The following is a 26764-nucleotide window of genomic DNA, read 5'->3' as shown; positions in this document are numbered from 1 at the left end:
ATATATTTTCAGCTTGTTTAATTTCCTGCACAAAACATAGCGCAAAATTCACTTTTAGGTGCATTTTGCGCTATGCTGTGCAACAAACTTTTTAACCATTGTTCTACATACGTATATGACTACTCACATTGACCCTGAATATCAAGCGAGCGCGATTGAACCTACCGTCCAACAAGACTGGGAAGCTCGTAAAGCCTTTAAAGTTGCCGACTCTGTAGAAGGTCCACGTCGTTATATCCTCTCGATGTTCCCTTATCCAAGTGGCAAACTGCATATGGGTCATGTGCGTAACTACACCATTGGTGATGTCATCAGTCGTTTCCACCGTCTCAAAGGGGAAACCGTCCTGCAACCAATGGGTTGGGATGCTTTTGGTTTACCTGCTGAAAACGCTGCGATTGCACACCAAGTTGCACCTGCAAAATGGACCTTTGAAAACATCGCATATATGCGTGACCAATTAAAAAAATTAGGTCTATCCGTCGATTGGGATCGTGAATTTGCAACGTGTACCCCTGAATACTACCGCTGGGAACAGTGGTTGTTCGTGCAACTTTATAAAAAAGGCCTTATTTACCGTAAATTATCTACCGTAAATTGGGATCCTGTGGATCAGACTGTACTTGCCAATGAACAAGTTGAAAATGGTCGTGGCTGGCGTTCAGGTGCATTGGTTGAAAAACGTGATATTCCAATGTATTACTTCCGCATTACCGACTATGCACAAGAATTATTAGACGATTTAGATACCTTAAAAGACGGTTGGCCACAACAAGTCTTGACCATGCAACGTAACTGGATTGGTCGCTCACAAGGAATGGATATCACCTTCCCTTCAGCGAATCCTGAAATTTACGCAGACGGCCTTACTGTATTCACCACACGTGCTGACACCTTAATGGGTGTGACTTATGTTGCAGTTGCAGCAGAACATCCAATGGCGCTGAAAGCTGCGGAAAATAATGCTGAACTTAAAGCATTTATTGAAGAATGCCGTATGGGTTCTGTGGCTGAAGCTGACCTTGCCACTGCTGAAAAGAAAGGCATGGCAACAGGTCTGTCTGTGAAGCATCCTGTCACTGGCGAAGAAATTCCTGTTTGGATTGCCAACTACGTGTTGATGTCTTATGGCTCTGGCGCAGTGATGGCTGTACCTGCACACGACGAACGTGATTTTGAATTTGCTAATAAATACGGCTTAACCATTAAACAAGTGATTGATGCTCAAGGTGCAGACGATGCAGACTTTGATGCTGCGCAATGGCAAGAATGGTACGGCTCTAAAGAAGGTAAATTGGTCAATTCAGCAGAATTTGACGGTTTAGACTTCCAAGCTGCTTATGATGCGTTCCTTGCGAAATTAGAACCAACAACTCTTGCAAGCACGAAAGTTCAGTTCCGTTTACGTGACTGGGGTGTATCGCGTCAGCGTTATTGGGGTTGCCCAATTCCAATGATCAACTGTGAAAAATGTGGTCAGGTTCCTGTACCTGAAGAGCAACTTCCAGTGGTCTTACCGACTGATGTCGTACCTGATGGCTCGGGTAACCCATTGAACAAGATGCCTGAGTTTTATCAAACCTCTTGCCCAAGCTGTGGTGGCGAAGCACGTCGTGAAACTGATACTTTAGATACCTTTGTAGAATCATCTTGGTACTATGCACGTTATGCATCTCCTGATTTTACTGATGGTTTAGTTAAACCCGAAGCTGCTCAAACATGGCTTCCAGTAAATCAATACATCGGTGGTGTTGAACACGCGATTCTGCACTTACTTTATGCACGTTTCTTCCACAAGCTAATGCGTGATGAAGGTGTAGTGCAAGGCAATGAACCATTTACCAACCTGTTAACTCAAGGTATGGTTTTGGCAGACACTTATTACCGTGAAGCTGAATCAGGCAAGAAAACTTGGTTTAACCCCGCGGATATCAACCTCGAACGTGATGAAAAAGGTCGTATTCTGTCTGCAAAATACCAAGGTGATGGTCAAGACGTGATTGTTGGCGGCCAAGAGAAAATGTCGAAATCGAAAAATAACGGTATCGACCCACAAGCCATTATTGATCAGTACGGTGCAGATACGGCACGTGTGTTCATGATGTTTGCAGCGCCACCAGATCAATCTCTTGAATGGTCTGATGCAGGTGTGGAAGGCGCAAACCGTTTCTTGAAACGTGTATGGCGTTTGGTTGCAAGTTTCCTTGAAAAAGGCAATACAGCCTCTGTTATTGATACCGCTCAATTGTCTACAGAAGCACAAGACTTACGTCGTAAAACGCATGAAACCATTCAAAAAGTGGGTGATGACATCGAACGCCGCCATGCCTTTAACACGGCTATTGCAGCGATGATGGAACTGTTGAATGCGAACAACAAATTTGAAGCGAAAAATGATAACGATGTTGCGGTTGCTCGCGAATCGATTACGACACTTTTAACTTTACTTGCACCATTTGCACCACATTTAAGCCAAACTTTATTGGCTGAATTTGGACTGGACTTAACCAGCGTGTTGTTCCCAACTGTGGACGCATCTGCACTCACACGTAATACGCAAACGATTGTGGTTCAAGTGAATGGTAAACTGCGTGGCAAATTAGAAGTGTCTGTCGATACATCGAAAGATGAATTGCTTGCACTGGCTAAAGCATTGCCAGAAGTTCAACAATTCTTGACTGGTCCAACCAAGAAAGAAATTGTGGTGCCAAATAAATTAGTGAATTTGGTGGTTTAAAAAGCTTTAAAACTCCTTCTTAAGTTCCCTCTCCTTCAAGGAGAGGGCTAGGGAGAGGTAAACTCCCCTCATCCTAACCTTCTCCCTAAGGGAGAAGGAACTGAAAACGATAAACAAAACCCAAACAAAGCCCGTTGCCAGTCAACGGGCTTTGCACATACAATCACGACATATTATTTTTCTTTTATCAAAAAGAGCAAACAGAGGACAACACATGCATTTAGGCAAACGTTTGGCAGCTATTGTTTTAACTTGTGGCCTAAGTGCTGGCTTGGTCGGGTGTGGCTTTCATTTAAAAGGCACCAATCCAAGCGCAACACCGATTGCTTATTCAAAAATGAATTTGGTGCTTCCGAAGAACTCCGATGAATTGCATGAAAAATTGGCCATTTATTTAGGTGCGTCGGGTGTACAGCTGAGCAGTGGTTCAGATGCCTATGTGCTTCGCGTGCTAGATTATAAACCGCAGCGTTTAGAGTTGAACGGCAAACTGATTGAAGTGTTATTGCGCCTCAATGTCACCTTCCGTATTGAAGATGCCCAAGGCCGTCCAATCACTGAACCACGAACCGTAGTTGCAACGCGTAGTTATCAATACAACGTTGAAACCGTCAACACCGATGACCAAGAGAAATACTACTTGAATCAAGTCATCGTAGATGATGTCGCTCAGCAAATTGTGCGTCAGATTTCTTCGAACCGCCTACCACCAGCACAGCAGTAAGGTTTAACAATGAAACTTGACTATTTGCAGGCCCTAAAACGTGTCGATGAAGCTCGCGGCGCGTGGATTATGCAAGGTCAAGAACCATTGCTTGAGCAAAATTTACTGGATGCCTTTCGAGCAAGTTGGCAAAAGCAAGAGATTGAACGACAACGGCATGACATCAACAATGTCAATGACTGGAAAAATGTCTTTAATGCACTCAATAGTTTGTCCTTATTTTCAAGTCAGCTTGCCATTGAGGTTCATGGTAATATTAAGCCCGATGCTAATGCTTTAAAGTTGCTAAAAAGCTATATCCAAAGCAATGAACAGAATTTGCTTTTGGTGGTGATGCCAAAACAGGACAGCGCCAGCCTAAAAACGGGATTTTTTCAAACGGTTGAAGCCAATGGTGTGCATGTTGCCCTGACCGCGAATTATCCGCGTGACCGTCAGCAGATTTTAAGCATTGAAGCAGATAAGCTTGGGGTTAAACTGAGTCAGGATGCATGGCAGTGGTTAGAACAACACCATGAACACAACTTACTCGCAGCTAAAAATAGCTTAATGCGTGTCAGCGACACCTTTGCCGAGGTTGAGCTGATTCAGATTGATCATTTACATGCCTGCTTACAAGATCAGTCCCGCTATAGTACTTTCGATTTAAGTGATGCTCTGCTCGAAGGCAATCTGGCGCAATCGATTAAAATTTACCAATACCTGATTGCCTCAGGTGAACCCCTCAGTTTGATTTTGTGGAGCATCAGTAAAGAAATGCGTTTACTCATGCAACTGTTTGAGCAACCGCAAAATGCACTGCAACTGGGGATTTGGAAGAATAAAGTCAGCGTCTATCAACACGCCTTACGTCGGCTGAATCCGCAGTGCTTTTTAACGTGGCCCAGTCTCCTGCTTCGCATCGATGCTTCGATCAAAGGTTTGGGGCATGAAAATGCGGAACATATCGTGATGCAAGCCATTGCAACGCTGTGTGGAAAGTCACTCTTTCCCGCTTAAATTACCGCAACGAGTCTTTTTAAAATAATAATCATTTCTATTTGTTCAAAAAATTCACGATTTATCCGTATTTCGCTTTTATACTATCTGCAATTTGTTTACTCCCTGATTCCAATGCAAAAAATAAAAGCTGTCAAAATGGTTATCGCGGTACTGTGTGTTGCCGTACTTGCTTATGTCGCGTGGACATATTTCAAACCAAAACAAGAACAACCACAGTATATTAGCGAATCCGTCACTCGTGGTGATCTTGAAAATACGGTATTGGCGACAGGTACTTTAGATGCAACCAAACTGGTGAGTGTCGGCGCACAGGTCTCAGGTCAAGTACAGAAAATGTATGTGCAACTGGGCGATGAAGTTAAACAAGGTCAATTGATTGCACAGATTGATTCAACCACCCAAGAAAACAGCTTTAAAACAGCAGAAGCCAATATTAAAAATTTGCAGGCGCAGCGTCTACAACAAGAAGCCAGTCTTAATGAGGCGCAACTGGCATATAAGCGTCAACAACAAATGTATGCACAAGATGCTACATCAAAAGCAGAATTAGAATCGGCTGAGGCCAGCTATAAAACAGCACAAGCACAGATTAAAGCCATTGATGCACAGATTGAATCTGCAAAAGTAACCAAGTCGACAGCACAAACCAATATCGGTTATACCCGCATTGTGGCACCTACTGATGGTACTGTGGTGGCGATCGTGACTGAGGAAGGTCAAACTGTAAACGCCAATCAAAGTGCGCCGACTATTGTTAAAATTGCAAAATTGCAAAACATGACCATTAAGGCGCAGGTCAGTGAAGCGGACATCATGAAAGTTGAAAAAGGCCAACAGGTGTATTTCACCACTTTAGGTGATGACAGCAAGCGTTATGCTAGCTTACGTCAAGTTGAGCCCGCGCCAGACTCGATTACCGATGAAAGTACCACCAGCACATCAACCAGCACCGCAATTTACTACAATGCTCTATTTGATGTACCCAACCATGATGGCAAGCTACGTATTGATATGACTGCACAAGTCTACATCGTGCTCGATTCTGCAAAAAATGCGTTATTAGTCCCTTCTTCTGCAATTTCCATTCGTCCTGCAAATGCAAAGCGGAACAGCGGTTCAAATACGCAAGCAGCGTCATCGACACAAAGCAAATCGGACTCAGACCGACCTCAAGGTCCGCGACTTGAACGTCTAAATTTAAATGCAGCGCAACAACAATTGGTCAAAGAAGGTAAAGCTACGCTGAGCGTAGTCCGTGTCTTACAAGCGGATGGCTCAGCTCAACCCAAACAAATTTTGGTGGGTATCAATAACCGCGTCAATGCACAGGTGCTTGCAGGCTTAAAAGAAGGTGATCAAGTGGTGATTGCAGACAGTTCGGAGAATACTGCCGCTTCTGCCAATAGCAGCAACCGCCGTCGTAACAGTCCACCAATGGGAATGTAAGCATGACCAAAAAAGCCTTGCTTGAAGTCAGCAATTTGGTGCGAGAGTTTCCAGCTGGCGAAAGTACTGTCCAAATTCTCAAAGGCATTGATCTGACCATTTACGAAGGTGAATTGGTTGCCATTGTCGGCCAGTCGGGTTCAGGTAAATCGACCCTGATGAATATTTTGGGTTGTCTCGACCGCCCGACCTCTGGGAGTTATCAGGTCAATGGTCGCGAAACTGGCAAACTCGAACCGGATCAATTGGCCGAATTACGTCGTGAGTATTTTGGTTTTATTTTCCAGCGTTACCACCTTTTAGGCGACTTAACCGCAGAAGGTAATGTTGAAGTCCCTGCGGTTTATGCAGGGGCAACACCGTATGCACGTAAACAACGTGCCACTGCTTTACTGACAGAATTAGGGCTGGGCAATAAAACTCAAAACCGTCCAAGTCAACTTTCTGGGGGGCAGCAACAACGTGTCTCGATTGCACGTGCCTTGATGAATGGCGGTGATGTCATTCTCGCTGACGAACCGACAGGTGCCCTAGACTCGCATAGTGGCGTGGAAGTGATGCGGATTTTGCGTGAGTTAAATGCCGCAGGCCATACCATTATTTTGGTCACTCATGATATGCAAGTGGCAAAAAATGCCTCGCGGATTATCGAGATCAGCGATGGGCAAATCATTGCAGACCGTGTCAATCAACCTGAGCACGACACTGAACTACACAGTGACCCTGATGCAGAAACTGCGATTTCTGCCCAGCAAGAAAAAAATAAAAGTGTTTCCGCATGGCGTTCCTTACTCGACCGTTTAGGTGAAGCCTTTCGTATGGCAATTTTGTCCATGAATGCACACCGCATGCGAACCTTTTTGACCATGCTCGGCATTATTATCGGGATTGCCTCCGTCGTGACAGTAGTGGCTTTAGGAAATGGATCACAACAACAGATTTTAAGTAACATCAGTAGTTTAGGAACCAACACCATTACGGTGTTCCAAGGTCGTGGTTTTGGTGACAACTCCAAAACGGCCAACTTTAAAACTCTTGTTCCTGCCGATGCTGAAGCGCTCGCCACCCAACCGTATGTGAGTGCGGTCAGTCCAATGGTGAGTTCATCTAAAACCATTCGCTATCAACAAAGTGAAGCCAATGCCACCATTAATGGTGTCGGTGGCGATTATTTCACAGTGAAAGGCCTGACCTTCAAAAATGGACAAACCTTTGACCAGCGAAGTGTCCGCGACCGTACTCAAGACGTGGTCATTGACACCAACACACAAAAACAGTTTTTTAGTGATGGTAGCAGTCCGATTGGGCAGGTCGTACTTTTAGGAAGTGTCCCTGCACGAATTATTGGTGTAGTCGAACCACAAACCAGTGCCATGGGTTCCGATGATACTTTGAATGTCTATATGCCCTATACCACGGTCATGAGTCGTATGCTCGGTCAAAGTAATGTGCGCAATATCGTGGTGCAAATCAATGATAAGTACTCCACTAGCGCGGCTGAAAACGCAATTGTGAACTTACTCACCTTGCGCCATGGTCAACAAGATGTGTTCACCATGAACAGCGACAGTATTCGCCAAACCATTGAAAAGACCACCAGTACCATGACTCTGCTGGTTTCTGCGATTGCCGTGATTTCTTTGGTGGTGGGCGGTATTGGTGTAATGAATATTATGTTGGTTTCAGTGACCGAACGCACGCAAGAAATTGGAGTTCGGATGGCAGTGGGTGCGCGTCAAAGTGATATTTTGCAGCAGTTCCTAATTGAAGCCATTTTAGTCTGCCTGATTGGTGGGGTTTTAGGCGTGTTGCTCTCGCTGGGTCTAGGACAAATCATTCAAAAATTTGCTGGGGGCAATTTCGGGGTTGCTTACTCAACCACGTCTATTATCGCCGCATTTGTATGCTCGACTTTAATTGGTGTGGTGTTTGGTTTCTTGCCTGCAAAAAATGCAGCCAAACTCGACCCTGTTGCAGCACTTGCCAGAGAATAAGGAAAAAATATGCCTTTTTTATTAACGCGCCTTTGTACCGCGATGCTGCTTGGCAGCACTTTGGTTGGCTGTATAGCTGTGGTTAAAACCCCTTATCAAGCACCAGCAGTACAGACGCCGACTCAGTTTCAATACGACAAAGCAACATCACAACAACGTCAACAAGCCCTCTATGCCGATCAATGGTGGACGTTATTTGGCGATGCACAACTCAATCAACTGGTCGATGCTGTGCTCGCAAAAAATGCTGATTTGGCCGTTGCAGGGATGACCTTAAAACAAGCGCGCTTACAAGCAGAACTGGCTGAGAATCAGCAAAAGCCACGGGTGAACTCTACGGTGTCTACAGGCCATCAGTTTGACTTAAACTCAGGCAATGACAGCTCAAGTGGTCTGTCTTTGGGTGCTGGCTTAAGTTATGAAGTCGATTTATTTGGTAAATTGGCCCGCCAAACTGAAGCAAAGAGATGGGAAGCACTGGCAACTGAGCAAGATTTGCAAGCCACTGCTCAAAGTTTAATTGGCACCACGGCGAAATTATATTGGCAGTTGGCCTATTATAATGAAAGCCGTACAACGGCCGAGCAAAGCCTTGCGACCTCACAAAAACTGTATGACTTGGTTAAAGTTCAGTATCAAGCTGGGGCTGTATCAGGACTGGACTTAACCCAAGCTGAACAGTCAGTACAAAGTCAAAAAGCCAGTCTGAGTCAAATTCAGCAAAGTTTGGTCGAGACCCGTACCGCAATTGCAGTGTTACTGCATATGCCTGTACAGCAGTTGAATATTGATGAACCTCAGCGTTTACCACGCTTAGCTTTGCCAAGTATCGCAGCGGGCTTACCTGCCGACATTTTGTCGCGCCGCCCAGACTTAAAAGCGGCTGAGCTACGTTTACGTGAGAGTTTAGCGACCAAAGATGCCACCACGGCGAGCTATTATCCTTCGATCAGTTTGACTGGAAATCTTGGTTCAAGCAGTACCTCACTAACGCAATTGCTCAAGAACCCAGCCCTAACCTTAGGCGCAAGTTTAAGTCTGCCGTTCTTGCAATATAACGACATGAAACGCGACCTTGCGATTAGCCAATTGGACTATGAAAAAGCCATCGTGCAATATCGTCAGACCTTGTACCAAGCCTTTGCCGATGTGGAAAATGCATTGTCAGCACGTACTGAACTCAGTCAACAGGTACAATTGCAACAGCGTAATTTAGAACTGGCTGAAAAAGTGGAACGGTTGACCCAAGTGCGTTATCGCTATGGTGCCGTGGCTTTAAAAACCTTGTTGGATCAACAGGAAACCACGCGCACTGCGCGCTTAACTTTGGTCAATACCAAACAAAGCCAATACAACGCTTATGTGACGTTGATGCAAGCCTTGGGTGGAAGTCCTGTAAAAGAACTAGTAAAACAATAGTCCTAGCGCTATGGTTTTGCTCTGTTATTCTTTCACCAGATCTGGATTATTCTGGATCTGGTGAATACGTTTAATATTGTCCTGATCATCAAAAACAACTTCATACGAAAGTTGCTGACCATCGAAATACATCTCGGCTGGAGAGCCAATCACTTCCCATAGACCAATCGAGACAATATCCGCAGTCGTGTGCCATAACGTACGACTGATTCTGGCTGCTTTTGAGTAGCCTTGTTGGAAAGTATAAATCTCTTTACGCTCTCCATTGACGGTTTCTGAAGTAACTGGTGCACCCAATTCAGAAATCACATAATTACGATGTTTTCCAACCTCTAAAACCGTCAAATTCTTTTTATGTGGCTGGTTACTCGCCATCACTGCGGCACAACCTTGAAGTGAAAGAAGAGTGACTAATCCAAAAACAACAGTTATCTTTTTCACGCTTTTTCCCTACCCCGAAAGCTAAAAATTATATTTTTATCGACATTATCTTTAGAATTTTAATTCAACAAAAACTAGGATTTATTAGCATATAAAATATTCGATGACAAATGATTAGTTATTCTTGTCGAATAGATAGATAAATACTAAATTGAAAATCGTTTATGTATTGACGTAAATAGCACGGTTTTATATTCTGATTAAAATAAACCCAAATAACATAGAAAATCCAATTGGTTATATGATGTCATACCGTATAACTATAATTATTCATTATAGGGGAAATATGCCAGATCAAAAACTATATAGATACCTAAACACCTTGCTAGCAAAAGCTGAATATGGAGCAACTGATTTCAGAGAGTTTCTTAGCGAAGATGCAGACGTTACTCAGTTGGATATTTTGGAACAGCACGGCTTTGAAGGTGTTCTTTACATAAAAAACTCCCAAGAAAAGCGACCGCGCTGGGCGCAGCTGACAGATGCAATCGTCGGTAGGGAAATAGGTCAGCTTTCGAATAAGTCTAGTTCTGCGGTTCTACTGATTCGTGTTAATGGCAAAGTGCTCGCATTTACTTTTGGATATGGTCGATTTCTTCTTAACATAGGGTATTTCGAACAGGATTTTGGGCTAAAAACAGCGTTAAATACGCTTAATCATCAGAGCTTACGTAGTGTTGATCTTCACACACTTGAAGATCAACCAATTCAAAAGAAATCCCAAGCAACTCGAGGTTCAGAAGCCAGCGTATTTGGCATTGATATATTTCGAGATGTACTTCGCGCAGTCACTGGTTCCCCTAGAGCAGATGTCAGGTACAACAATATTTCTGGTGGCGATGCGATCTATTCATTTGGCCTAGAAATGTTGGTGGAAGAGATTCCGCAGATTGCAGCACAAATTCTTGAATACTATGAGTTAGAGCTTTATAAAGATTCGTTTGGCTGGGTGGACAACATCAGGCGTGTGAAAGATACAGCATCAATTTCGGCTTTGGATGAGTTATTACTTGAAGCGGTGAAGGCTAAAGATACTTCTATCGTTATCACATTGCCCGAGTTCATCGAATGGGACTCAGTGCTTGGTTTCAGCTTCACCCGATCCAAGCGAGAGCTATCACCGACCATCGACACTAGCACATATCTTGAGAACATTAATCCCGATTCACTATCTATCAAATCCATTTGCACAGACCGACTTTACATCACAGATATACACGATAACGAGTCCAATTATTCGGTCTATAACTGTCTATATTTCGAGTTGGATGGCGGTAATACTAAAAATGTAATTTTCGGTGGCAATTGGTACGAAATTGATAAGTCTTTCATGAGCGGCATTGATTCCACGTTAGCCTTGATTAATCTGAGTGATATTGCATTTCCATGTATTGAAGTTTGGGAGGAAGAGGAAAAGAATAAGATAGAGACGGAAGGCTCTTATAATGAGCGGGTAGCTGGTCACTTGGACTGTTATTTATTAGATAAGAGGCTTGTGAAATGTTCAAAAACTACATCACCTATCGAGCTATGTGACCTTTTGACGAAAGACAAACAACTTATTCACGTCAAACACAGAAAAGGTGGATCAGCAGGTTTAAGCCACCTCTTCGCGCAAGGTAGTGTATCGGCAGAAGTCATGCTCGGCGACAGAGTATTTAGAAAGGAAGCACGGAAGGTATTGTACCGTGTTGCTCCTGATGCTCGTGAGCTCGTTCCACTCGACGGATTGAAAAGCACGGACTATGAAATTGTATTTTTGATCTTGGGTGACACTAATGTCAGTGTCAAAGAGAACCTTCCTTTTTTCAGTAAAGTTAATTTGACTCGTGTATTCGACAATCTTTCACAGAGAGGCTATACAGTCAAAATTGCTGGAGCCGAAAAGGTAGTACGTAATAGCATATAATCTGAATGTAATAGTTTTTTATAGTTTCATCCATCTCCTAAAAAAACAAAGCCGCTATAAAAGCGGCTTTATCAAATAATTTAGATAAATCTAATTAGTCATCGAGCATCAAGTCTGGGCTCATGCCTACAGTGTTGAAACCTGCATCAACATACATGATTTCACCCGTAATACCATTTGCCCAAGGTGAGCAAAGGAATAATGCAGCATTACCCACATCTTCAATGGTCACATTACGTTTAAGTGGTGAAATTTTTTCGTTTACATCTAACATTTTGCGGAACGACTTAATACCTGATGCCGCCAAAGTACGGATTGGACCTGCTGAAATCGCATTTACACGAATCCCTTCTGCACCCAAGCTTGATGCCAAATAACGTACGCCCGCTTCTAGCGACGCCTTCGCCATACCCATCACGTTGTAGTTTGGCATCACACGCTCAGAACCTTGGTAAGTCAAGGTCAACAAGCAACCTTGACGAACTAAAAGTAATGGCTTCGCAGCACGCGCCATAGCGATAAAGCTATATGCACTGATGTCATGTGCCACTTTAAAACCATCACGATCCGTTACATCGGTAAAGTCACCATCCAAGGTATGCGCAGGCGCAAAACCAATCGAATGCACCACACCGTCTAAACCATCCCAGTGTTTTGCCAATTCAACAAAAGTTTGTTCAATTTCAGCATCGACAGCCACATCACATGGTAGAACAATCGTTGAGCCAAATTGTGCTGCAAATTCATCTACACGTTTTTTCAGTTTTTCATTTGGATATGTAAACGCAAGTTCCGCACCTTCACGGTGAAGTGCTTGAGCAATACCAAATGCGATTGATAATTTACTTGCAATACCCGCTACTAAAAAACGCTTTCCAGCCAATAGTCCTTGTGCCATGTGACTCTCACTCAAAATAATTTATCTGCATAATGCCAAGTTTAAGTTGAAACCGAAATTGCATAATGCGCCTTTTTTCAATTCATCAACATTCAATAACAAATACGCCCCAATGAAGGGGCGTATTTGTTAAAACTAAGGAGATTAGTCGTCGCCACGCAGCATACTGAGTAGACGTAGGAATGAATAGTACATCCACACCAAAGTTGCTAGTAGCGCAATACCACACAGCCACTCCATCGCTTTCGGAGCGTGTTGTGCCGCAGCACTTTCAATCAAATCAAAATCTAGAATTAAGTTCAGTGATGCAATCACTGCAACAAAAGCGGCAAAACCTAGACCTAATAAGTTGTTTTCAAATAAAAATGGAATGCTTGAACCAAAAGCCAAACGCATAACCATCTGCACCACAAACACAATCGCGATGGCAATCGATGCTGACATCACTACCGATTTGAATTTTTCAGTGGCACGAATAATTTGAAAACGATACAGGCCAAACATCACTAAAGTGGTGACAAAAGTTGCCAACAACGCTTGTAAAGGTACACCCGGATATTTCAATTGGAAAATGACCGATACCCCACCTAAAAAAGCACCTTCAAACAAGGCATACGGAATGGCAAGGGTACGTGCGGTATTTGGTTTAAAAGTTGCAATCAGGCCTAAAATTAGACCACCAATCGCACCGACTAAGGTTGCAGCATAAGCCAGTGAAATATTTAAGGTCATGAAACAGTATAAAAACAGTGCCATACCGACCACAGCTGCAATCACTGTAAGTAATACAGACTTTTGAATGGCACCTTGAACAGTCATCGGTTGACTATAGTCCGCATGTGTTTCCACGCGATTCAAAATAGGGTTATTACTTTGCATAACTCAACTCTTTGTTATAATTTAATTAATTTACTTTATCATAAAGCTTGTTTTAAACTTGTATAGCAAAAAAGTGTTTCTTTTTTCTATACAAATACCCTCAGCTCTATTCTATTCGATTTCAATAAAAAAGAGGCTAGCGCCTCTTTCTTTACTACTTATTTATTCATAATAAAAAAGTATTCACGATAATACTTCAGTTCCGCAATCGAATCACGAATGTCATCCATCGCTAAGTGTGAAGCATTCTTTTTCAAGCCACTCATAATTTCTGGACGCCAGCGTTTAGCCAACTCTTTTACCGAAGACACATCTAAATTACGATAATGGAAATATTGTTCCATTTCAGGCATTAAACGGTGTAAAAAACGGCGGTCTTGGCAAATTGAATTGCCACACATCGGTGAGCTTTTTGGATTGACCCATTTTTTTAGAAATTCTAAAGTTTGCTGCTCCGCATCTTGCGCAGTCAATTTACTGCGACGTACACGTTCAATTAAGCCTGATTGACCATGTTGGCGAGTGTTCCACTCATCCATTGCATTCAGCACACGGTCTGGCTGATGAACAGCAAGCACAGGCCCTTCAGCTAAAATATTTAAGTTATCATCCGTCACAATTGTAGCAACTTCAATAATTTGGTCATTATCAGTATCGAGACCTGTCATTTCAAGGTCAATCCAAATCAAACGCGTATCAGCGGTGCTGCTCATAAATGTGCAATCTTATTCGGCTTAAAAACGATGATAGTAGCAAATTAATTGCTTCGATGCTGTAACTGATACCCTGCTTCGTGCTATTTTTGCCATCTTGAATTCATGGTTTTTTAGGATATGAATGGCTTTAATTCGTAAACGTCGTTTAACTGAACAGCAACAACGTCGCATTCAGAAACAACAGCAAACACGTCAAGAAGATATCGACACTTCAAATGATTTAGAAGGCTTGGTGGTACAACACTACGGCCGTCAGCTTGAAGTGCAAGCCCTTACGACTCCAGATCCACATCCCATTAAACCAACGGTACAAGCAGGCGAACCTGAACCGTTTTGGAAACCGATTGAACTCGGCAGCATTTGGCGCTGTCATACACGCACCAACCTCGAACTACTGGTCACAGGTGATCGTGTTAAATGGCAAGCCGACCCAAATACGGGGCTCGGGATCATCAATGCCATACAGCCACGTCAGTCGCTACTGACTCGTCCAGACCGTTACCATAAAGTAAAACCTGTCGCTGCCAATATCAGCCTGATTGTAATTGTGTTTGCGCCACTGCCTGAGCCTGCACCAGGTCTGATTGACCGTTATTTGGTAGCCTGTGCCGATGCCAACATTCCAGCACTTTTGGTACTGAACAAAACCGATTTGCTCAAAGACAATGACCCGATTTTAGCGTTGATTGCGGAATATCAAGCCTTAGGCTATGAAGTGATGCAAACACAAGCCGATGGTGACTTAACAGCACTGACCCAGCGTTTAAAAAATGAAACTGTGGCCTTTGTCGGTCAGTCTGGCGTTGGTAAAAGCACGCTGATTAATGCCATCGTGCCAGACGCTGCACAGAAAACCAATGTGATTTCTGAAAACTCAGCCTTAGGGCAGCACACCACGACCTCTACCCGTTTGATTGGTTTTGGCGAAGGCGCCTCGCTGATTGACTCACCGGGAATTCGTGAGTTTGGTTTATGGCATTTAGATACCGACAAAGTGCAACGTGGCTTTCCTGAAATTGAAAACTTATTGGGCTACTGTCAGTTCCGTAACTGTACCCATAAACATGAAAAACAATGCGCTTTACGCTTAGCTGCGGCAAATGGTGAAATTTTAACGCGCCGTTTAGACAGCTATTTACGTCTGATTGATGAAATTGCTGAAGCTCAGCAAAAAAATTAATTTTTATTCAACCTTAGCCCTTGAAGCGGTGATTTTGATCACCATATTTTATGAGCTATACTCTCTAGCAATTTTTGAATTGTAATTTAGGTGACTTGTGGAACGTTGGTTCGAGTTTATGGGGAATCACCCCTTCTTATTTGGAACACTTGCGGTATTGGTTGTTTTGTTTTTCGTACTTGAAGGACAACGCAATGGTCGCAAAATTTCACCACAATCTTTAGGTATTTTAGTGAAAGCTAAAAATGCCATGTTGATTGACTTACGTGATGCCAAAGATTTCCGTGAAGGTCATATTAGTGGAAGTCGCAACATTCCCTACAGCCAAATTACAAAACATGCTGAAGAGTTAAAAGCTGCAGATCGTCCACTCGTGTTCATCTGTAACTTAGGCCAAGTGGCAGGTACCGCTTTACAACAAGTTGCACATACTGACAGCTATCGTTTAGATGGCGGGATTAGCAACTGGAAGGCTCAAGGCTTACCACTGGTTAAAGCTAAATAATTCGCACAAGGAGAAACTCATGGCTCAAGTCACTATTTACTCAACGACTGTATGTCCATATTGCGTTCGCGCAAAGCAGCTCCTTGAGCGTAAAGGCGTCGAATATAAAGAAATTAATTTATCTAAAGAAGCGCCAGAAGTCCGCATTGAATTGATGCAACGCACCAATCACCGTACGGTTCCACAAATTTTTATTGATGACCAATTTATTGGTGGTTTTGATCAACTTTATGCTTTAGAGCGTGAAGGCAAACTCGACCAACTATTGGCATAATTAGCTCAGCATATTAAGGATTAGAAAATGAGTGAAGCTCAACCACAACTTGCTTTAGAACGTATTTACACAAAAGATATTTCTTTTGAAGTCCCTGGGGCGCAAGTTTTTACCAAAGAATGGCAACCAGAGTTGAACATCAACTTGTCATCTTCTGCTGAAAAAGTTGATCCAACTCACTATGAAGTTTCACTTAAAGTGGTTGTACAAGCAAACAATGCAGGCGACACGGCATTTATTGTCGATGTTACTCAAGCGGGTATTTTCCTTGTAGATGGTGTTGAAGAAGAACGTCTTCCGTACATCTTAGGTGCATATTGCCCGAACATCTTGTTCCCGTTCCTTCGTGAAGCGGTGAATGATATGGTGACTAAAGGCAGTTTCCCACAATTGTTGCTTACACCAATTAACTTTGATGCTGAGTTCGAAGCAAATATGCAGCGTGCTCAAGCAGCTGCTGTTGAAGGTCAAGCTTAAAACTTTAAGCCCTTCAAACATAAAAAAAGACCGCTTTTGCGGTCTTTTTTATTGTACTGAATTATTTAAATGCTTTATGGCCTTGCTGCTTAATGGCCTCAAACTTGGCTGAACTTTGTTTGGCTTCCGCAAGTTTCCCTACCTGTACCAAATGTTGAGCATGTTCAATTTCTTGAGTTAATGCATCAAACTTTTGTTCATATTGTTTCACTTTAACACTGTCTTTTGGTTGTTTCACCAAACTGTCAGGCTTGTTTTGTTTGGCAGTTGCCGCGGCTTTTTGCATTTCAGTTAATGCGGTATTCGCCTCTGTGGCAGTCTTGGCTTGAGCAAAAGCTTTTGAGTTCTTCGCCAAAGATTTCATCGCACCTTCTAGCACTTCCGACGCTTGTGCAAGTCCTGCCAAACATAAACCACTGCTCAACAGCACAACCTTTAATAATGTTTTCATTCTTATTCCTATGAGTTTGCAAAAAAATGCAGCCTAAGGCTGCATTGAATATCGCAAAAATGAAGACCGATGTAAATTAAAAATCATCATCACTTTCAGGTTCTCGATGTAAAGCATCGTGAATCGCTTCAACCAACTGTAAAGCAATTTCTTGTTTCGACGCTTTTTCCAAATCGCGCTTTTCCATTTTATAGCTTTCTGCAAAAAAGACCGTCATCGCATTTTCATCAGAAGCAAAACCAATATCAGGACGTGACACATCATTACAGGCAATCATATCGAGCTTTTTCGCCACCAATTTACCTGCGGCATATTCCTCGACATTGCGTGTTTCTGCTGCAAAACCCACCATGAATGGGCGTTTATCTTGCTGTGCAATTGTCGCCACAATATCAGGGTTTTTGATTAAAGAAACATTGAGCTCGTCCCCTGCTTTCTTAATCTTATGCTCTGCGACTTCTGCAACACGATAGTCCGCAACAGCAGCCGTAGCGATAAACACATCACAGCCTTCATCTAACATTTGCATGCTGGTATCCAGCATTTTCATGGCAGATGAAACATTGATTCGGCGTACACCGTTCGGTGTGTCTAAGCTGACGGGACCTGCAATTAAAGTCACTTTGGCTCCTGCCGCATAACAGGCAGCAGCAATAGCAAAGCCCATTTTTCCGGTACTGTGGTTGGAAATATAACGCACAGGATCAATTGCTTCACGCGTTGGCCCAGCAGTAATGGTGACTTTTTTACCCGCCAACATCCCAAATTTTTCAGCCATGGCACGCTGCGCTTTATGGAAGTATTCTGTCACTTGATGTGCCAAATCCTCAGGCTCAGGCATACGGCCTAAACCGACATCACCACAAGCTTGTGCACCTGCATCTGGCATGATCACATGCACGCCATCTTCCACCAAAGTCGCTAAATTACGCTGCGTTGCTTTTGCTGCCCACATTTGTTGGTTCATGGCTGGTGCGACCCATACAAGGGCTTTGGTGGCTAAATATAAAGTAGAAAGCAGATCATCGGCTAAACCCGCAGCAAACTTTGCAATGGTGTTGCAACTGGCAGGCGCAACCAAGAGCAAGTCTGCCCAACGTGCTAGCTCAATATGCCCCATGCCCGCTTCGGCTTCAGGGTCGAGAAGTGCAGTATGGACGGGGTTACCCGACAAAGCTTGAAAAGTTAGCGGCGTAATAAAAGCCTGCGCACCTTCGGTCATCACCACACGGACTTGAAAACCCGCATCTTTTAAACGGCGAACCAAAATGGCACTTTTATAGGCAGCAATACCGCCCGTAACAGCTAAAAGGATATTTTTATTTGGAATTACACTGAGATCAAAGCTCACGAACAGGCTACCTTTCTGTTGCAGTGGCGCTCACAATAGCATTAAATAGTCTCGTACCCAATCATCGATTGGACCCTGTTTCTCAAATTAAGAATAAAAAAGTATAAAATAATGCACTTATCCATAAAAAAATGGCCTGAACAAGAACGGCCACGTGAACGCTTATTACAACAAGGACCAGCCAGCCTCTCCGATGCAGAACTGCTGGCTATTTTCATCCGCTCGGGTTCAACACAACATTCTGCAGTCGAATTGGCACGTCTTTTGTTGCAACATTTTGGTAGTCTGAATGCGGTTTTTGATGCTGAACTGCCCGAGCTCAGCCAATTTCACGGCATTGGCCCGACCAAGTATTCACAATTAATGGCCGTCAAAGAATTGGGGCGACGCTACAGTAGCCAGCAGCTCAAGCAACACAAGTTGGAACTCAATCATTCAGCTCAACTGCTCAAATTTTTACAGTATGAGTTTTCAGGCGAAAACCAAGAAGTCTTTGCGGTGCTCTGCTTGGATGCACATTTAAGAAAAATAAACTTTAAAAAATTGTTCTTTGGTGCAGTAAATTCTTGTGAAATTTCGATCAATCAATTGCTACGTTATTGTATTGCTCAACATGCTACCTTTATCGTGATTGCCCATAATCATCCACTTGGGAAAGCTCAGCCCTCCACAGCGGACATCGAACTGACCGAGCGCATTCTTCAAGCCAGTCAGCTCGTGGATATTCAACTGATTGATCATTTCATTTTATCGCCCGAAGGTGCTTTTTCTTTTGCTGAACACAGCCTGATCCAATCCGTTTAAATATGCAGACAAATGATTGACAAATACCGCGACAAATATGAAGATCAAGCAAAATTTTAAAAGAATTCTAATCACATGATTGTGCGTGATCAGCCAAGTATTTTTAAGGTGCTTTTTTCATGGCGTGGCACCATTCTTCCCAAAGTTTTACCCCCTTTGGGTGTGGTCATGTTGGTCTCTGCCATTATTGGCATTTTGTCCTATGTCGGCTATTTCCACTTCCCTGAACTGCCCTTGGTCGGCTTCACCCTCATTGGGGTGGTACTTTCTATTTTCCTCGGCTTTAAAAATAGTGCCTGCTATGACCGTTGGTGGGAAGCGCGAAAGTTATGGGGCATTTTAATTGCTAACTCGCGGCACTTTGACCGTGACTGTCGTATCTTGACCCAAGGTCGTCGTGAACGTGTAATTCAACATGTGATTGTCTTTGCCAATGTCTTACGTGACCGTTTACGCCATCAAACAGCCAATCCAACAGAATTGGTGCAGACCAGTGGCTTAAGTCAAAATGCGCTGACTCAACTGTATCAACAAGCCAATGCCCCGCAGTATACGCTCAGCTTGATTCAATGGGAATTAATGCAGGCATTAAAAGAAGGTGAAATTAGTGACATTGTCTATGCGCAGTTGAACCAGCACGTTGCTGACTTGAGTGTGGTGCAAACTGGTTGTGACCGTATTGCGACAACGCCGCTACCTTTTGCCTACTCGGTATTACTCAATCGTACGGTGTATTTTTTCTGTCTCATTTTACCGTTTAGCTTGGGTTCAACTTTGGGTATTTTCACCCCACTATTAGTTGGTGTGTTAGCCTATACTTTCTTAGGACTCGATGCTTTGAGCTCGGAAATTGAAGAACCTTTCGGAACGCAAAGTAATGACTTGCCGCTGGACTCGATGGTACGTACCATCGAAATTGAACTGCTTGGCACTTTAGGTAAACCGACTCCCCCTCCCATTCAAGCACAAGACAATAATCTACTCTAATCGAGCGCACGCTTACCTTCTCTTAGGCTATATAGCTCATGGAGAAGGTGGAAATGACCAGTGCTCTTTAGACAAAACTTTCCCAAATCCCCACTTGCCCGTCTTTGACTCTGGGAATATTGCCCAACTTAATCCACGGCATATTATCACCATGGAAGTCACTCCCGACCGATACTTTCAAACCATTCTCGGCAATCATCCGGTCCACCATTTGACGGGTAGATGTCGGTTCAACATTGGGCGGCAATTCAACCGCATCCCCACCAAACTGCGCAAATATTTCAATCAGATAACGAATGTTAGTCGCAGATAAGTCATATCGTGTCGGATGCGCCAATACGGCAAAACCACCACTGGCATGAATCACTTGAATGGTTTCTTCTAAGCCCAGCCCATCAAATTTCACGTAGGCTTTCTTACCTTCCTTAATATATTTATCAAACGCTTGTTGCGCACGACTCACATACTTTTTTTCAACCAAGGTCTTGGCAATATGGGTTCGAGTCACACGGTCAGGCATCTGTTCAACTTTCGCCAAAACATCGAGATAAATATCTTCACCAATCAGTGGAATCAACAAATCACAGATTTGCTTAGCCCGTCGCGCACGGATTTGTTTTTGCTGTTCAAGGCATTTTTGCAGTGGTTCTAAGTCTTGCATATTCAATGCAACCACATGTACACCATAGTTTTTCTGGGTTGAGGGTCTCGACCACTGACTCGAAATTTCTACCCCCGAAATAATACGCATCGCATGCGACTTTGCAGCCGACTCTGCCAACGCAAGACCATCCATGGTGTCATGGTCTGTCAAAGCCAAGGTGTGGATGCCTTTTTCCGCGGCAGCATCAACCAATTGCTTCGGTGTGAAAGTACCATCAGAAATATTGCTGTGAGTATGTAAATCTACGCCTTCCATCACTTATACTAGCTATTTATTTGAACAGATTTAGATACTCTAACATGAAAGCACTTTTAGACTTTGTGCCGCTGATAATTTTCTTTTATTTATATAAAACTGTAGATCCTAAAAATACTGATCACCCATTGCTCCAATTGATTGGTTCTGCTGGGGGTGTCGATAATAATAATATTCTTGTAGCGACCACAGGTTTGATTATTTCGATGCTAGTAGTTTACGGCGCACTGTTCTTCATGCAAAAGTTCCGTTTAGACAAACAACAGTGGATTGTGTTGTTTATGACGGTTATTTTCGGCGGTGTCACCTTAATGCTGTCGGATGACTTTTACATCAAACTCAAAGCGGCCTTACTGAATATTATTTTCTCAGGCGCTTTCTTACTTTCTCCTTATTTTGGCAAAGAACGCAAACCGCTGATCAAACGCTTGTTCGGCCCAATCTTCAATTTATCCGACTCGGGTTGGATAAATTTAAACTTTGCATGGGCTGCTATGTTTGCCCTCATGTCTTTTTTACACGTATTTTTCGCATTTTTATTTATGGACGGAAAATATTGGGGAGAATTCACGGCTTTTGGTGACATGATCGTGATGTTTTCCTTTATCATTATTCAGTTTATTGTATTGCGTAAATACTTTAAATCTTCTGAAGAGTAATTTAGCCAGAATATACATCGAGAACTCATATGCCGCTATTCGTCGTCACATGTACCGATCAAGAAGGTACAGTCGAAAAACGTCTTGCTACACGTCCAGAACATCTTGCTCGTTTACAAAAGCTCAATGATGAAGGTCGTTTAATTGTTGCAGGAGCGATGCCGAAAGATCCAAGTAATCCGCAAGCAGGCTTTTACGGTAGTACGATCATTGTTGATTTTGACTCACGTGAAGCACTCGATGTCTGGTTACAGGAAGAGCCATTCTTAAAAGCAGGGGTTTATCGTCAGATTGATGTTAAACCATTTAATAAAGCATTCCCTCAAGGATAAGGTCATGCGCGTTGTTGTCACAAGCTTATTGGGCTTATCTCTTCTTTCTTCTATGGCGTGGGCCGTTGAAACCGCTCCTGTCCCGAGTGTAGCCTCTGCTGTACCAGCAACGACTGCCGCACCTGTTCTGGTGCAAGGCAGTACGACTCAACCGAAAATCATTCCTGCAGTGGCCACAGTTAGCCCAACAGGTCAACCGCAAGAAGCCAAACCACTCACCGCTGAACAACTTGCTAAGAACAAAGCATTGCAAGATGCAAAAGTCAAAGCACTGGTCAAAGACCAAGCTTCACGTCTTGCACAATTGGAAAAAGCTAATCTTGATGCTTTAGCGCAAAACCAAGAGCTACAACTCAAAAATGACAGCCTCGGTGTACAAGTGCAAGTCTTACAAAGCGAACGCAGTGCGCAAATGTTCCTCTACGGCGCAGCGACCATCGCTGTTGGTGTATTACTAGGTTTCTTAATTGCCAGTTACGTTTATACCAAACGTCGTCGTCAGTGGTAAGCTAAGCCCTATTGAAAACAATAGGGTGCTGTGGTTGTGTCGCGTGCAATTCAAACTGCCGATTTAGAGTGGCAACAGATTGATGGCATAGATGTGCCAGTCTCAAAACAATTTGGCGATGTCTATTTTTCCAAAGACAATGGTCTACTCGAAACTCGCCATGTGTTTTTAAATGGCAATGATTTACCTGAGCGTCTGTCCAATCTTCAGCCCTTTGAATATTTTAGTGTTGGTGAAACAGGCTTTGGCACAGGGCTCAACATCTTGGCGCTTTGGCAACTTTGGCAACAGGTTCGCCCAAATAACCACAGCCACCTTCATGCCATTTCAGTTGAAAAATTTCCGCTGTCTAAAACGGATCTGATACGTGCACTCAATGTCTGGCCTGACCTCAAACCGATCGCCGATCAACTGATCGCACAGTACCCGCACCCAATTGCGGGTTGTCATCGCCTGAACTTCCCTGAGGAACGTTTTAGCCTTGACCTTTGGTTAGGCGATGCCCACGATGTTTTCCCCAGTATGGCAAAAACCAATAGCGTTAACGCATGGTTCCTCGATGGTTTCGCGCCTGCCTGTAACCCAGACATATGGGAAGAGCAAGTGCTGAATCACATCGTTCGCTTATCTGGTATTGGAACGACATTTTCTTCGTTTAGTGTCGCAGGCGTGCTCAAACGTGGTTTAACACAGCATGGTATTTCTATTTCACGTCCGCGCGGCTATAGGCATAAACGCGAAATGCTCAAAGCCATCTGGTTAGCTGCTGAGCCTAAAAACATATCAAACGCTGTCGATACCAAATCAATTTTGAATCAAAATCAACCTGATCAAGTACTACACGCTTTTAAGCAACGCCAAATTGCTATCATTGGCGCAGGGATTGCAGGTTTAACTAGCGCATGGGCCTTTGCTGAGCGCGGACACCAAGTCACGCTCTACGACCAATCTGAGCCACTTGCAGGAGGTTCAGGCAATCCGCTCGCCTTACTCAACCCAAAACTTTGTCCGATTGAACAAAGTCATGAACATTTAATGACTTTAGCTTGGCAACATGCTTTACAGCACTATCCCAAGTTTCAGGCTTTTCGCCCCATTCAAGTACATCAACTGGCGCTGAAAAAAGCCGAAGACTTACTCGATCTCGAACAACAATATCCTGCAGGTCTTATGACAGCCGAAACCGCTGCTGATTCTGCGTTAATTACTGAATATCCAAGTCTGAATCTAACTGAAGCTGGCGCTGTCTCACCACATCAACTCAAAGATCAAATCTTAGCGCATCCGCTCATTCAGTTCGTACAAGCCAACATTACTCAAATCCATCCAGAGCACAATGAACTTTTCAATGAGCAAACCCAATCTCTCGGTCAGTTTGATCACGTGATTGTCTGTTGTGCACGCCACACGGCTGCTTTCTTTGAGCAGTACCCTGTGCTGAAGCCCATTCGCGGACAAGTCAGTTGGGTGGAGAATACTGCACAACCTTTGGCCCTCGATCAAGCCTATAGCTATGGCGGCTACTGTATGCAGCTTGATGCTCAACAGTTCATTTTAGGTGCATCCTTCTATCCCAATCGGGATGACAACGATGTTTTGCTTGAAGACCATGTGCATAACTACGAGCTTATCCACAGTGTCTTTCCAGATTATGCACAATCGCTTCCTGATGTGAGGACTTGGCAAGGCCGTGCATCCGTTCGTGCGCAAAGTTTGGACTATTTTCCAGTCCTTGGAAAAATGTCTGAACAGACTGAAATTTATAGCTTTGCGGGCTTGGGCTCTAAAGGCTTTTTGTTTGCACCTTTATGTAGTGAAATTTTAGCGGCGCAGATACTGAAAGAGGCCTGCCCCGTTCCTGAGTCACTGCTACAAAAGCTCAGTCCGACCCGATTCCATAGAAAGCTCAAAGCCAAAAAGCCTTATTTTAAAGCGCAGTCTTAGTTCTGCTTATGACTCAAGTACAGCATATAGAGCTATAAATAGAGAAATGTAAATTTCTAAGACATTAAAAAAGCGCCTGACGGCGCTTTTTTTGCTTCTGCTTAATTACTTTGTTCTAAGGCTAAACCAGCATCACGAGCAGCACGGGTACCACCCATTAAAATCACATACTCACGCGCACTGTCAAAACCTTCGAGTAACTCTGCAGCACGTGGCGCTTTACTACCGCCACCACATAAAATGTAAATCGGTTGATCCGTCGACACTTGAGTAAGGCTCTGTGCTGAAAGTTCTGTGATTGGCTGATTAATCGCCCCTTTCACGTGTGCTTCAGCATAAGCACTTGAATCGCGTACATCCCAGATGATCGCATCCTCTGGGAACTCAAATGTTGTAATTTCTTGTTTACGGATCATTGCGCACTCCTTTGATGTAAACAACACTTGGCAAATGAAGAAAACATCCCTAGCATCTCAGATATTCTTTCCATTTGTAAAGGTTTAATCCATGCCATCTTTTGATATTGTTTCAGAATTAGAAATTTTTGAAGTAAATCATGCCGTTCAGAACACCCAAAAGGAAATCGCAACCCGTTTCGACTTCCGTGGTCAGGACGTTTCAATTGAACTCAATGAAAAAAACAAAGAAATCAAAATCTCAACTGAAAGTGATTTCCAGTGTGAACAAGTTTATACCATGTTAGAGAACCATTTCTTTAAGCGTAAAGTCGATATTCAAGCGCTTGATCCACAAAAAATGACTGCTTCAGGTAAAAATGTACTTCAAGTGGTGAAATTAAAAGACGGACTTGACTCAGATACCGCAAAAAAAATTAACAAGGCCATTAAAGAAAGCGGCATTAAAGTGCAATCTTCAATTCAAGGCGACAAAATTCGTGTGACTGATAAAAAGCGCGATACATTACAGCAAGTAATGACCTTTTTAAAAGAACAACAATTTGGTCTGCCTTTACAGTTCAATAACTTTAAAGACTAATACTCTTGTTTGATCATTTGAGGTAACTATGCCAAAGGCCAATCGCTTATCAAAACTTGTAAAAACCACGTCACGCTTGCCGAAAGCATTACGTACGCGATTATGGAGTCAAGCTTTTGGTCGCATAGTTCCCATGGTCGGCAGTGCCAATATTCGTTATTTGCAAGTCAGTCACAGCGAAGTCGTAGTCAAAATCGAAAATCACCGTGCCATGCAAAACCATATTGGTCAACTGCATGCCTGTGCCATGGCCTTAATTGCTGAAACGGCAACGGGTTTTGTAACAGGAATGAATGTACCTGATCATTGCATCGTTCTGATTAAAAGCATGCACGTTGACTTTAAACGTCCGAGTAAAGGTGCCATGACAGCGACAGCCACCTTAACACCAGAACAACAGCAACTGATGCAAACCACCGCCAAGGGTGAAACTTTAGTTTCTGTGACAGTGATGGATGAGTCTGGTGAAGCACCCGTTCAATGTGAAATGTTATGGGCGTGGCTCGACAAAGCATCATTAAAAAAGTAAAAATGTAAATATAACTTACTGTTTGGTAAGTAAAATTTACAACATTACACTAAAGCTGCGACTAAAACTTACTATATCTGTACTTCGACTCGGCTCAAAATTATGCTACATAATATGAATATTTGAGCTGACTTGATGAAAAAAAGACTAATTTTAGCGACTGCCTTATTTTCTTTAGGGCTGGTGGCTTGCCAACAGCACAACCCAGCCAACTCATCGATTTCAACAACGCCGAATGACCATTCGACCTCTACCCTAACCGAACAAAATAAAAAGCTTGTAGTGGACTTTTATGAAGGCGTTTTTAGCAAGCATCAGGTTCAAATCTATTCTGACCGCTATATTGGTACACAATACATTCAACATAATCCCTATGTTGCAGACGGCAAAGCGCCTTTTGTAAACTACTTCACCCAGTACTTTAAAGAACATCCAAATGCAAAAAACACCATCAAGCGTGTCATAGCCGAAGGTGATTTGGTGGTGCTCCATGTACATTCCACTCAAAATGCACAAGATTGTGGTGAAGCCGTTGTCGATATTTTCCGCGTCGAACAAGACAAAATTGTAGAACATTGGGATGTGATACAAAGTATTCCCGCGGAGTCCGCCAACCGCAATACTATGTTTTAATCCATCGGACTGTATTTAATAGCAATAAAAAAGCCAGTGATTACACTGGC

The 26764-nt window shown here is 43.3% G+C and carries 28 protein-coding genes; 20 read left to right on the top strand and 8 right to left on the bottom strand.

Features of this window, described 5'->3' with window-relative positions; genetic code table 11:
* The first annotated feature begins 115 nt into the window (after positions 1–115).
* From leuS to ACSC9N_RS02590, 6 genes are all read left to right on the top strand, one after another.
* Entirely contained in the window at positions 116–2737 is a 2622-nt protein-coding gene (leuS, locus tag ACSC9N_RS02615) for a leucine--tRNA ligase (protein ID WP_286406675.1), read from the top strand.
* Between the two features lie 214 nt (positions 2738–2951).
* Positions 2952–3461: an LPS-assembly lipoprotein LptE gene (locus ACSC9N_RS02610; RefSeq protein ID WP_010327541.1), complete on the top strand. Its 510-nt coding sequence runs from the start codon at positions 2952–2954 to the stop codon at positions 3459–3461.
* A 9-nt stretch (positions 3462–3470) separates the two neighbouring features.
* Entirely contained in the window at positions 3471–4460 is a 990-nt protein-coding gene (holA, locus tag ACSC9N_RS02605; protein ID WP_010327542.1) for a DNA polymerase III subunit delta, read from the top strand.
* 114 nt (positions 4461–4574) lie between these two features.
* Entirely contained in the window at positions 4575–5909 is a 1335-nt protein-coding gene (locus ACSC9N_RS02600) for a MacA family efflux pump subunit (RefSeq protein ID WP_094148273.1), read from the top strand.
* Between the two features lie 2 nt (positions 5910–5911).
* Positions 5912–7903, top strand: coding sequence for a MacB family efflux pump subunit (locus tag ACSC9N_RS02595; RefSeq protein WP_183175122.1), 1992 nt, complete (start codon positions 5912–5914; stop codon positions 7901–7903).
* Between the two features lie 9 nt (positions 7904–7912).
* Positions 7913–9322 (top strand): efflux transporter outer membrane subunit, encoded by a 1410-nt coding sequence (locus tag ACSC9N_RS02590; RefSeq protein WP_395475054.1) that lies wholly within the window; start codon positions 7913–7915, stop codon positions 9320–9322.
* Positions 9323–9346: 24 nt separating this feature from the next.
* Here the strand turns inward: ACSC9N_RS02590 and ACSC9N_RS02585 are convergent, their stop codons facing one another.
* Entirely contained in the window at positions 9347–9763 is a 417-nt protein-coding gene (locus tag ACSC9N_RS02585) for a hypothetical protein (protein ID WP_286406673.1), read from the bottom strand.
* Between the two features lie 286 nt (positions 9764–10049).
* On the opposite strand from ACSC9N_RS02585, the gene ACSC9N_RS02580 reads away from it, so the two are divergent.
* A complete protein-coding gene (locus ACSC9N_RS02580) occupies positions 10050–11672 on the top strand; it encodes a TIGR04141 family sporadically distributed protein (protein WP_395475053.1) in 1623 nt (540 codons plus the stop codon).
* Positions 11673–11766: 94 nt separating this feature from the next.
* Here ACSC9N_RS02580 and ACSC9N_RS02575 read toward each other — a convergent pair whose 3' ends face one another.
* The 3 genes from ACSC9N_RS02575 to orn all read right to left on the bottom strand — a co-directional run bounded on the left by ACSC9N_RS02575 (position 11767) and on the right by orn (position 14162).
* Positions 11767–12570, bottom strand: a complete 804-nt coding sequence (locus ACSC9N_RS02575) for an enoyl-ACP reductase FabI (protein ID WP_004697637.1) — start codon at positions 12568–12570, stop codon at positions 11767–11769.
* 144 nt (positions 12571–12714) lie between these two features.
* Positions 12715–13449, bottom strand: a complete 735-nt coding sequence (locus tag ACSC9N_RS02570) for a Bax inhibitor-1/YccA family protein (protein WP_004697636.1) — start codon at positions 13447–13449, stop codon at positions 12715–12717.
* Between the two features lie 158 nt (positions 13450–13607).
* Positions 13608–14162, bottom strand: coding sequence for an oligoribonuclease (orn, locus tag ACSC9N_RS02565; protein WP_004697635.1), 555 nt, complete (start codon positions 14160–14162; stop codon positions 13608–13610).
* 124 nt (positions 14163–14286) lie between these two features.
* On the opposite strand from orn, the gene rsgA reads away from it, so the two are divergent.
* The 4 genes from rsgA to secB all read left to right on the top strand — a co-directional run bounded on the left by rsgA (position 14287) and on the right by secB (position 16601).
* On the top strand, positions 14287–15345 hold the full coding sequence (rsgA, locus tag ACSC9N_RS02560; protein ID WP_286406670.1) for a ribosome small subunit-dependent GTPase A: 1059 nt from the start codon (positions 14287–14289) through the stop codon (positions 15343–15345).
* Between the two features lie 97 nt (positions 15346–15442).
* Complete coding sequence (locus tag ACSC9N_RS02555; RefSeq protein WP_004697633.1) at positions 15443–15850, top strand: rhodanese-like domain-containing protein; 408 nt, start codon at positions 15443–15445, stop codon at positions 15848–15850.
* 19 nt (positions 15851–15869) lie between these two features.
* Entirely contained in the window at positions 15870–16124 is a 255-nt protein-coding gene (gene grxC, locus ACSC9N_RS02550) for a glutaredoxin 3 (RefSeq protein WP_004697632.1), read from the top strand.
* A 27-nt stretch (positions 16125–16151) separates the two neighbouring features.
* A complete protein-coding gene (gene secB, locus ACSC9N_RS02545) occupies positions 16152–16601 on the top strand; it encodes a protein-export chaperone SecB (protein WP_004697631.1) in 450 nt (149 codons plus the stop codon).
* A gap of 61 nt (positions 16602–16662) precedes the next feature.
* On the opposite strand, the gene ACSC9N_RS02540 is transcribed toward secB, so the two are convergent.
* Both ACSC9N_RS02540 and coaBC read right to left on the bottom strand, forming a co-directional pair.
* Positions 16663–17052, bottom strand: a complete 390-nt coding sequence (locus ACSC9N_RS02540; protein WP_286406669.1) for a cytochrome b562 — start codon at positions 17050–17052, stop codon at positions 16663–16665.
* Positions 17053–17128: 76 nt separating this feature from the next.
* A complete protein-coding gene (gene coaBC, locus ACSC9N_RS02535) occupies positions 17129–18403 on the bottom strand; it encodes a bifunctional phosphopantothenoylcysteine decarboxylase/phosphopantothenate--cysteine ligase CoaBC (RefSeq protein WP_286406668.1) in 1275 nt (424 codons plus the stop codon).
* A 111-nt stretch (positions 18404–18514) separates the two neighbouring features.
* On the opposite strand from coaBC, the gene radC reads away from it, so the two are divergent.
* A complete protein-coding gene (gene radC / locus ACSC9N_RS02530) occupies positions 18515–19207 on the top strand; it encodes a RadC family protein (protein WP_004697628.1) in 693 nt (230 codons plus the stop codon).
* 75 nt (positions 19208–19282) lie between these two features.
* Positions 19283–20194, top strand: coding sequence for a bestrophin family protein (locus ACSC9N_RS02525; protein ID WP_004697627.1), 912 nt, complete (start codon positions 19283–19285; stop codon positions 20192–20194).
* Between the two features lie 67 nt (positions 20195–20261).
* On the opposite strand, the gene ACSC9N_RS02520 is transcribed toward ACSC9N_RS02525, so the two are convergent.
* Positions 20262–21113 (bottom strand): PHP domain-containing protein, encoded by an 852-nt coding sequence (locus tag ACSC9N_RS02520; RefSeq protein ID WP_131230613.1) that lies wholly within the window; start codon positions 21111–21113, stop codon positions 20262–20264.
* A 44-nt stretch (positions 21114–21157) separates the two neighbouring features.
* On the opposite strand from ACSC9N_RS02520, the gene ACSC9N_RS02515 reads away from it, so the two are divergent.
* Genes ACSC9N_RS02515 through mnmC form a run of 4 tightly spaced genes read left to right on the top strand, consistent with a single transcriptional unit; the run spans position 21158 to position 24556 of the window.
* Entirely contained in the window at positions 21158–21772 is a 615-nt protein-coding gene (locus ACSC9N_RS02515; protein ID WP_078390224.1) for a septation protein IspZ, read from the top strand.
* A 29-nt stretch (positions 21773–21801) separates the two neighbouring features.
* Positions 21802–22104, top strand: a complete 303-nt coding sequence (locus ACSC9N_RS02510) for a YciI family protein (protein WP_004697623.1) — start codon at positions 21802–21804, stop codon at positions 22102–22104.
* Between the two features lie 4 nt (positions 22105–22108).
* On the top strand, positions 22109–22612 hold the full coding sequence (locus ACSC9N_RS02505; RefSeq protein WP_131230615.1) for a hypothetical protein: 504 nt from the start codon (positions 22109–22111) through the stop codon (positions 22610–22612).
* 30 nt (positions 22613–22642) lie between these two features.
* A complete protein-coding gene (gene mnmC / locus ACSC9N_RS02500; RefSeq protein ID WP_394854089.1) occupies positions 22643–24556 on the top strand; it encodes an FAD-dependent 5-carboxymethylaminomethyl-2-thiouridine(34) oxidoreductase MnmC in 1914 nt (637 codons plus the stop codon).
* Between the two features lie 101 nt (positions 24557–24657).
* Here the strand turns inward: mnmC and ACSC9N_RS02495 are convergent, their stop codons facing one another.
* Positions 24658–24972, bottom strand: a complete 315-nt coding sequence (locus tag ACSC9N_RS02495; protein ID WP_004983438.1) for a rhodanese-like domain-containing protein — start codon at positions 24970–24972, stop codon at positions 24658–24660.
* Between the two features lie 91 nt (positions 24973–25063).
* Between ACSC9N_RS02495 and ACSC9N_RS02490 the strand changes: the two genes are divergently transcribed.
* The 3 genes from ACSC9N_RS02490 to ACSC9N_RS02480 all read left to right on the top strand — a co-directional run bounded on the left by ACSC9N_RS02490 (position 25064) and on the right by ACSC9N_RS02480 (position 26714).
* Complete coding sequence (locus ACSC9N_RS02490; RefSeq protein WP_004697619.1) at positions 25064–25552, top strand: YajQ family cyclic di-GMP-binding protein; 489 nt, start codon at positions 25064–25066, stop codon at positions 25550–25552.
* A 28-nt stretch (positions 25553–25580) separates the two neighbouring features.
* On the top strand, positions 25581–26081 hold the full coding sequence (locus tag ACSC9N_RS02485) for a DUF4442 domain-containing protein (RefSeq protein WP_010327555.1): 501 nt from the start codon (positions 25581–25583) through the stop codon (positions 26079–26081).
* A gap of 135 nt (positions 26082–26216) precedes the next feature.
* Positions 26217–26714 carry a nuclear transport factor 2 family protein gene (locus ACSC9N_RS02480; protein WP_395475052.1) on the top strand — a complete coding sequence of 166 codons (498 nt, stop codon included), beginning with the start codon at positions 26217–26219 and terminating at the stop codon, positions 26712–26714.
* Positions 26715–26764: the final 50 nt, after the last annotated feature.

Origin of the sequence: Acinetobacter sp. PC34, from assembly GCF_051789135.1 — a bacterium.
GTDB lineage: Bacteria > Pseudomonadota > Gammaproteobacteria > Pseudomonadales > Moraxellaceae > Acinetobacter > Acinetobacter johnsonii.
This window is presented reverse-complemented; position numbering and strand designations above follow the sequence as displayed.

Bases quoted from the DNA above. Each gene is read 5' to 3' on its own strand.
- leuS (WP_286406675.1), top strand. From the start codon at position 116: ATGACTACTCACATTGACCCTGAATATCAAGCGAGCGCGATTGAACCT.
- ACSC9N_RS02610 (WP_010327541.1), top strand. From the start codon at position 2,952: ATGCATTTAGGCAAACGTTTGGCAGCTATTGTTTTAACTTGTGGCCTA.
- holA (WP_010327542.1), top strand. From the start codon at position 3,471: ATGAAACTTGACTATTTGCAGGCCCTAAAACGTGTCGATGAAGCTCGC.
- ACSC9N_RS02600 (WP_094148273.1), top strand. From the start codon at position 4,575: ATGCAAAAAATAAAAGCTGTCAAAATGGTTATCGCGGTACTGTGTGTT.
- ACSC9N_RS02595 (WP_183175122.1), top strand. From the start codon at position 5,912: ATGACCAAAAAAGCCTTGCTTGAAGTCAGCAATTTGGTGCGAGAGTTT.
- ACSC9N_RS02590 (WP_395475054.1), top strand. From the start codon at position 7,913: ATGCCTTTTTTATTAACGCGCCTTTGTACCGCGATGCTGCTTGGCAGC.
- ACSC9N_RS02580 (WP_395475053.1), top strand. From the start codon at position 10,050: ATGCCAGATCAAAAACTATATAGATACCTAAACACCTTGCTAGCAAAA.
- ACSC9N_RS02575 (WP_004697637.1), bottom strand. From the start codon at position 12,570: ATGGCACAAGGACTATTGGCTGGAAAGCGTTTTTTAGTAGCGGGTATT.
- ACSC9N_RS02570 (WP_004697636.1), bottom strand. From the start codon at position 13,449: ATGCAAAGTAATAACCCTATTTTGAATCGCGTGGAAACACATGCGGAC.
- orn (WP_004697635.1), bottom strand. From the start codon at position 14,162: ATGAGCAGCACCGCTGATACGCGTTTGATTTGGATTGACCTTGAAATG.
- rsgA (WP_286406670.1), top strand. From the start codon at position 14,287: ATGGCTTTAATTCGTAAACGTCGTTTAACTGAACAGCAACAACGTCGC.
- grxC (WP_004697632.1), top strand. From the start codon at position 15,870: ATGGCTCAAGTCACTATTTACTCAACGACTGTATGTCCATATTGCGTT.
- secB (WP_004697631.1), top strand. From the start codon at position 16,152: ATGAGTGAAGCTCAACCACAACTTGCTTTAGAACGTATTTACACAAAA.
- ACSC9N_RS02540 (WP_286406669.1), bottom strand. From the start codon at position 17,052: ATGAAAACATTATTAAAGGTTGTGCTGTTGAGCAGTGGTTTATGTTTG.
- radC (WP_004697628.1), top strand. From the start codon at position 18,515: ATGCACTTATCCATAAAAAAATGGCCTGAACAAGAACGGCCACGTGAA.
- ACSC9N_RS02525 (WP_004697627.1), top strand. From the start codon at position 19,283: ATGATTGTGCGTGATCAGCCAAGTATTTTTAAGGTGCTTTTTTCATGG.
- ACSC9N_RS02520 (WP_131230613.1), bottom strand. From the start codon at position 21,113: ATGGAAGGCGTAGATTTACATACTCACAGCAATATTTCTGATGGTACT.
- ACSC9N_RS02515 (WP_078390224.1), top strand. From the start codon at position 21,158: ATGAAAGCACTTTTAGACTTTGTGCCGCTGATAATTTTCTTTTATTTA.
- ACSC9N_RS02510 (WP_004697623.1), top strand. From the start codon at position 21,802: ATGCCGCTATTCGTCGTCACATGTACCGATCAAGAAGGTACAGTCGAA.
- ACSC9N_RS02505 (WP_131230615.1), top strand. From the start codon at position 22,109: ATGCGCGTTGTTGTCACAAGCTTATTGGGCTTATCTCTTCTTTCTTCT.
- ACSC9N_RS02495 (WP_004983438.1), bottom strand. From the start codon at position 24,972: ATGATCCGTAAACAAGAAATTACAACATTTGAGTTCCCAGAGGATGCG.
- ACSC9N_RS02490 (WP_004697619.1), top strand. From the start codon at position 25,064: ATGCCATCTTTTGATATTGTTTCAGAATTAGAAATTTTTGAAGTAAAT.
- ACSC9N_RS02485 (WP_010327555.1), top strand. From the start codon at position 25,581: ATGCCAAAGGCCAATCGCTTATCAAAACTTGTAAAAACCACGTCACGC.
- ACSC9N_RS02480 (WP_395475052.1), top strand. From the start codon at position 26,217: ATGAAAAAAAGACTAATTTTAGCGACTGCCTTATTTTCTTTAGGGCTG.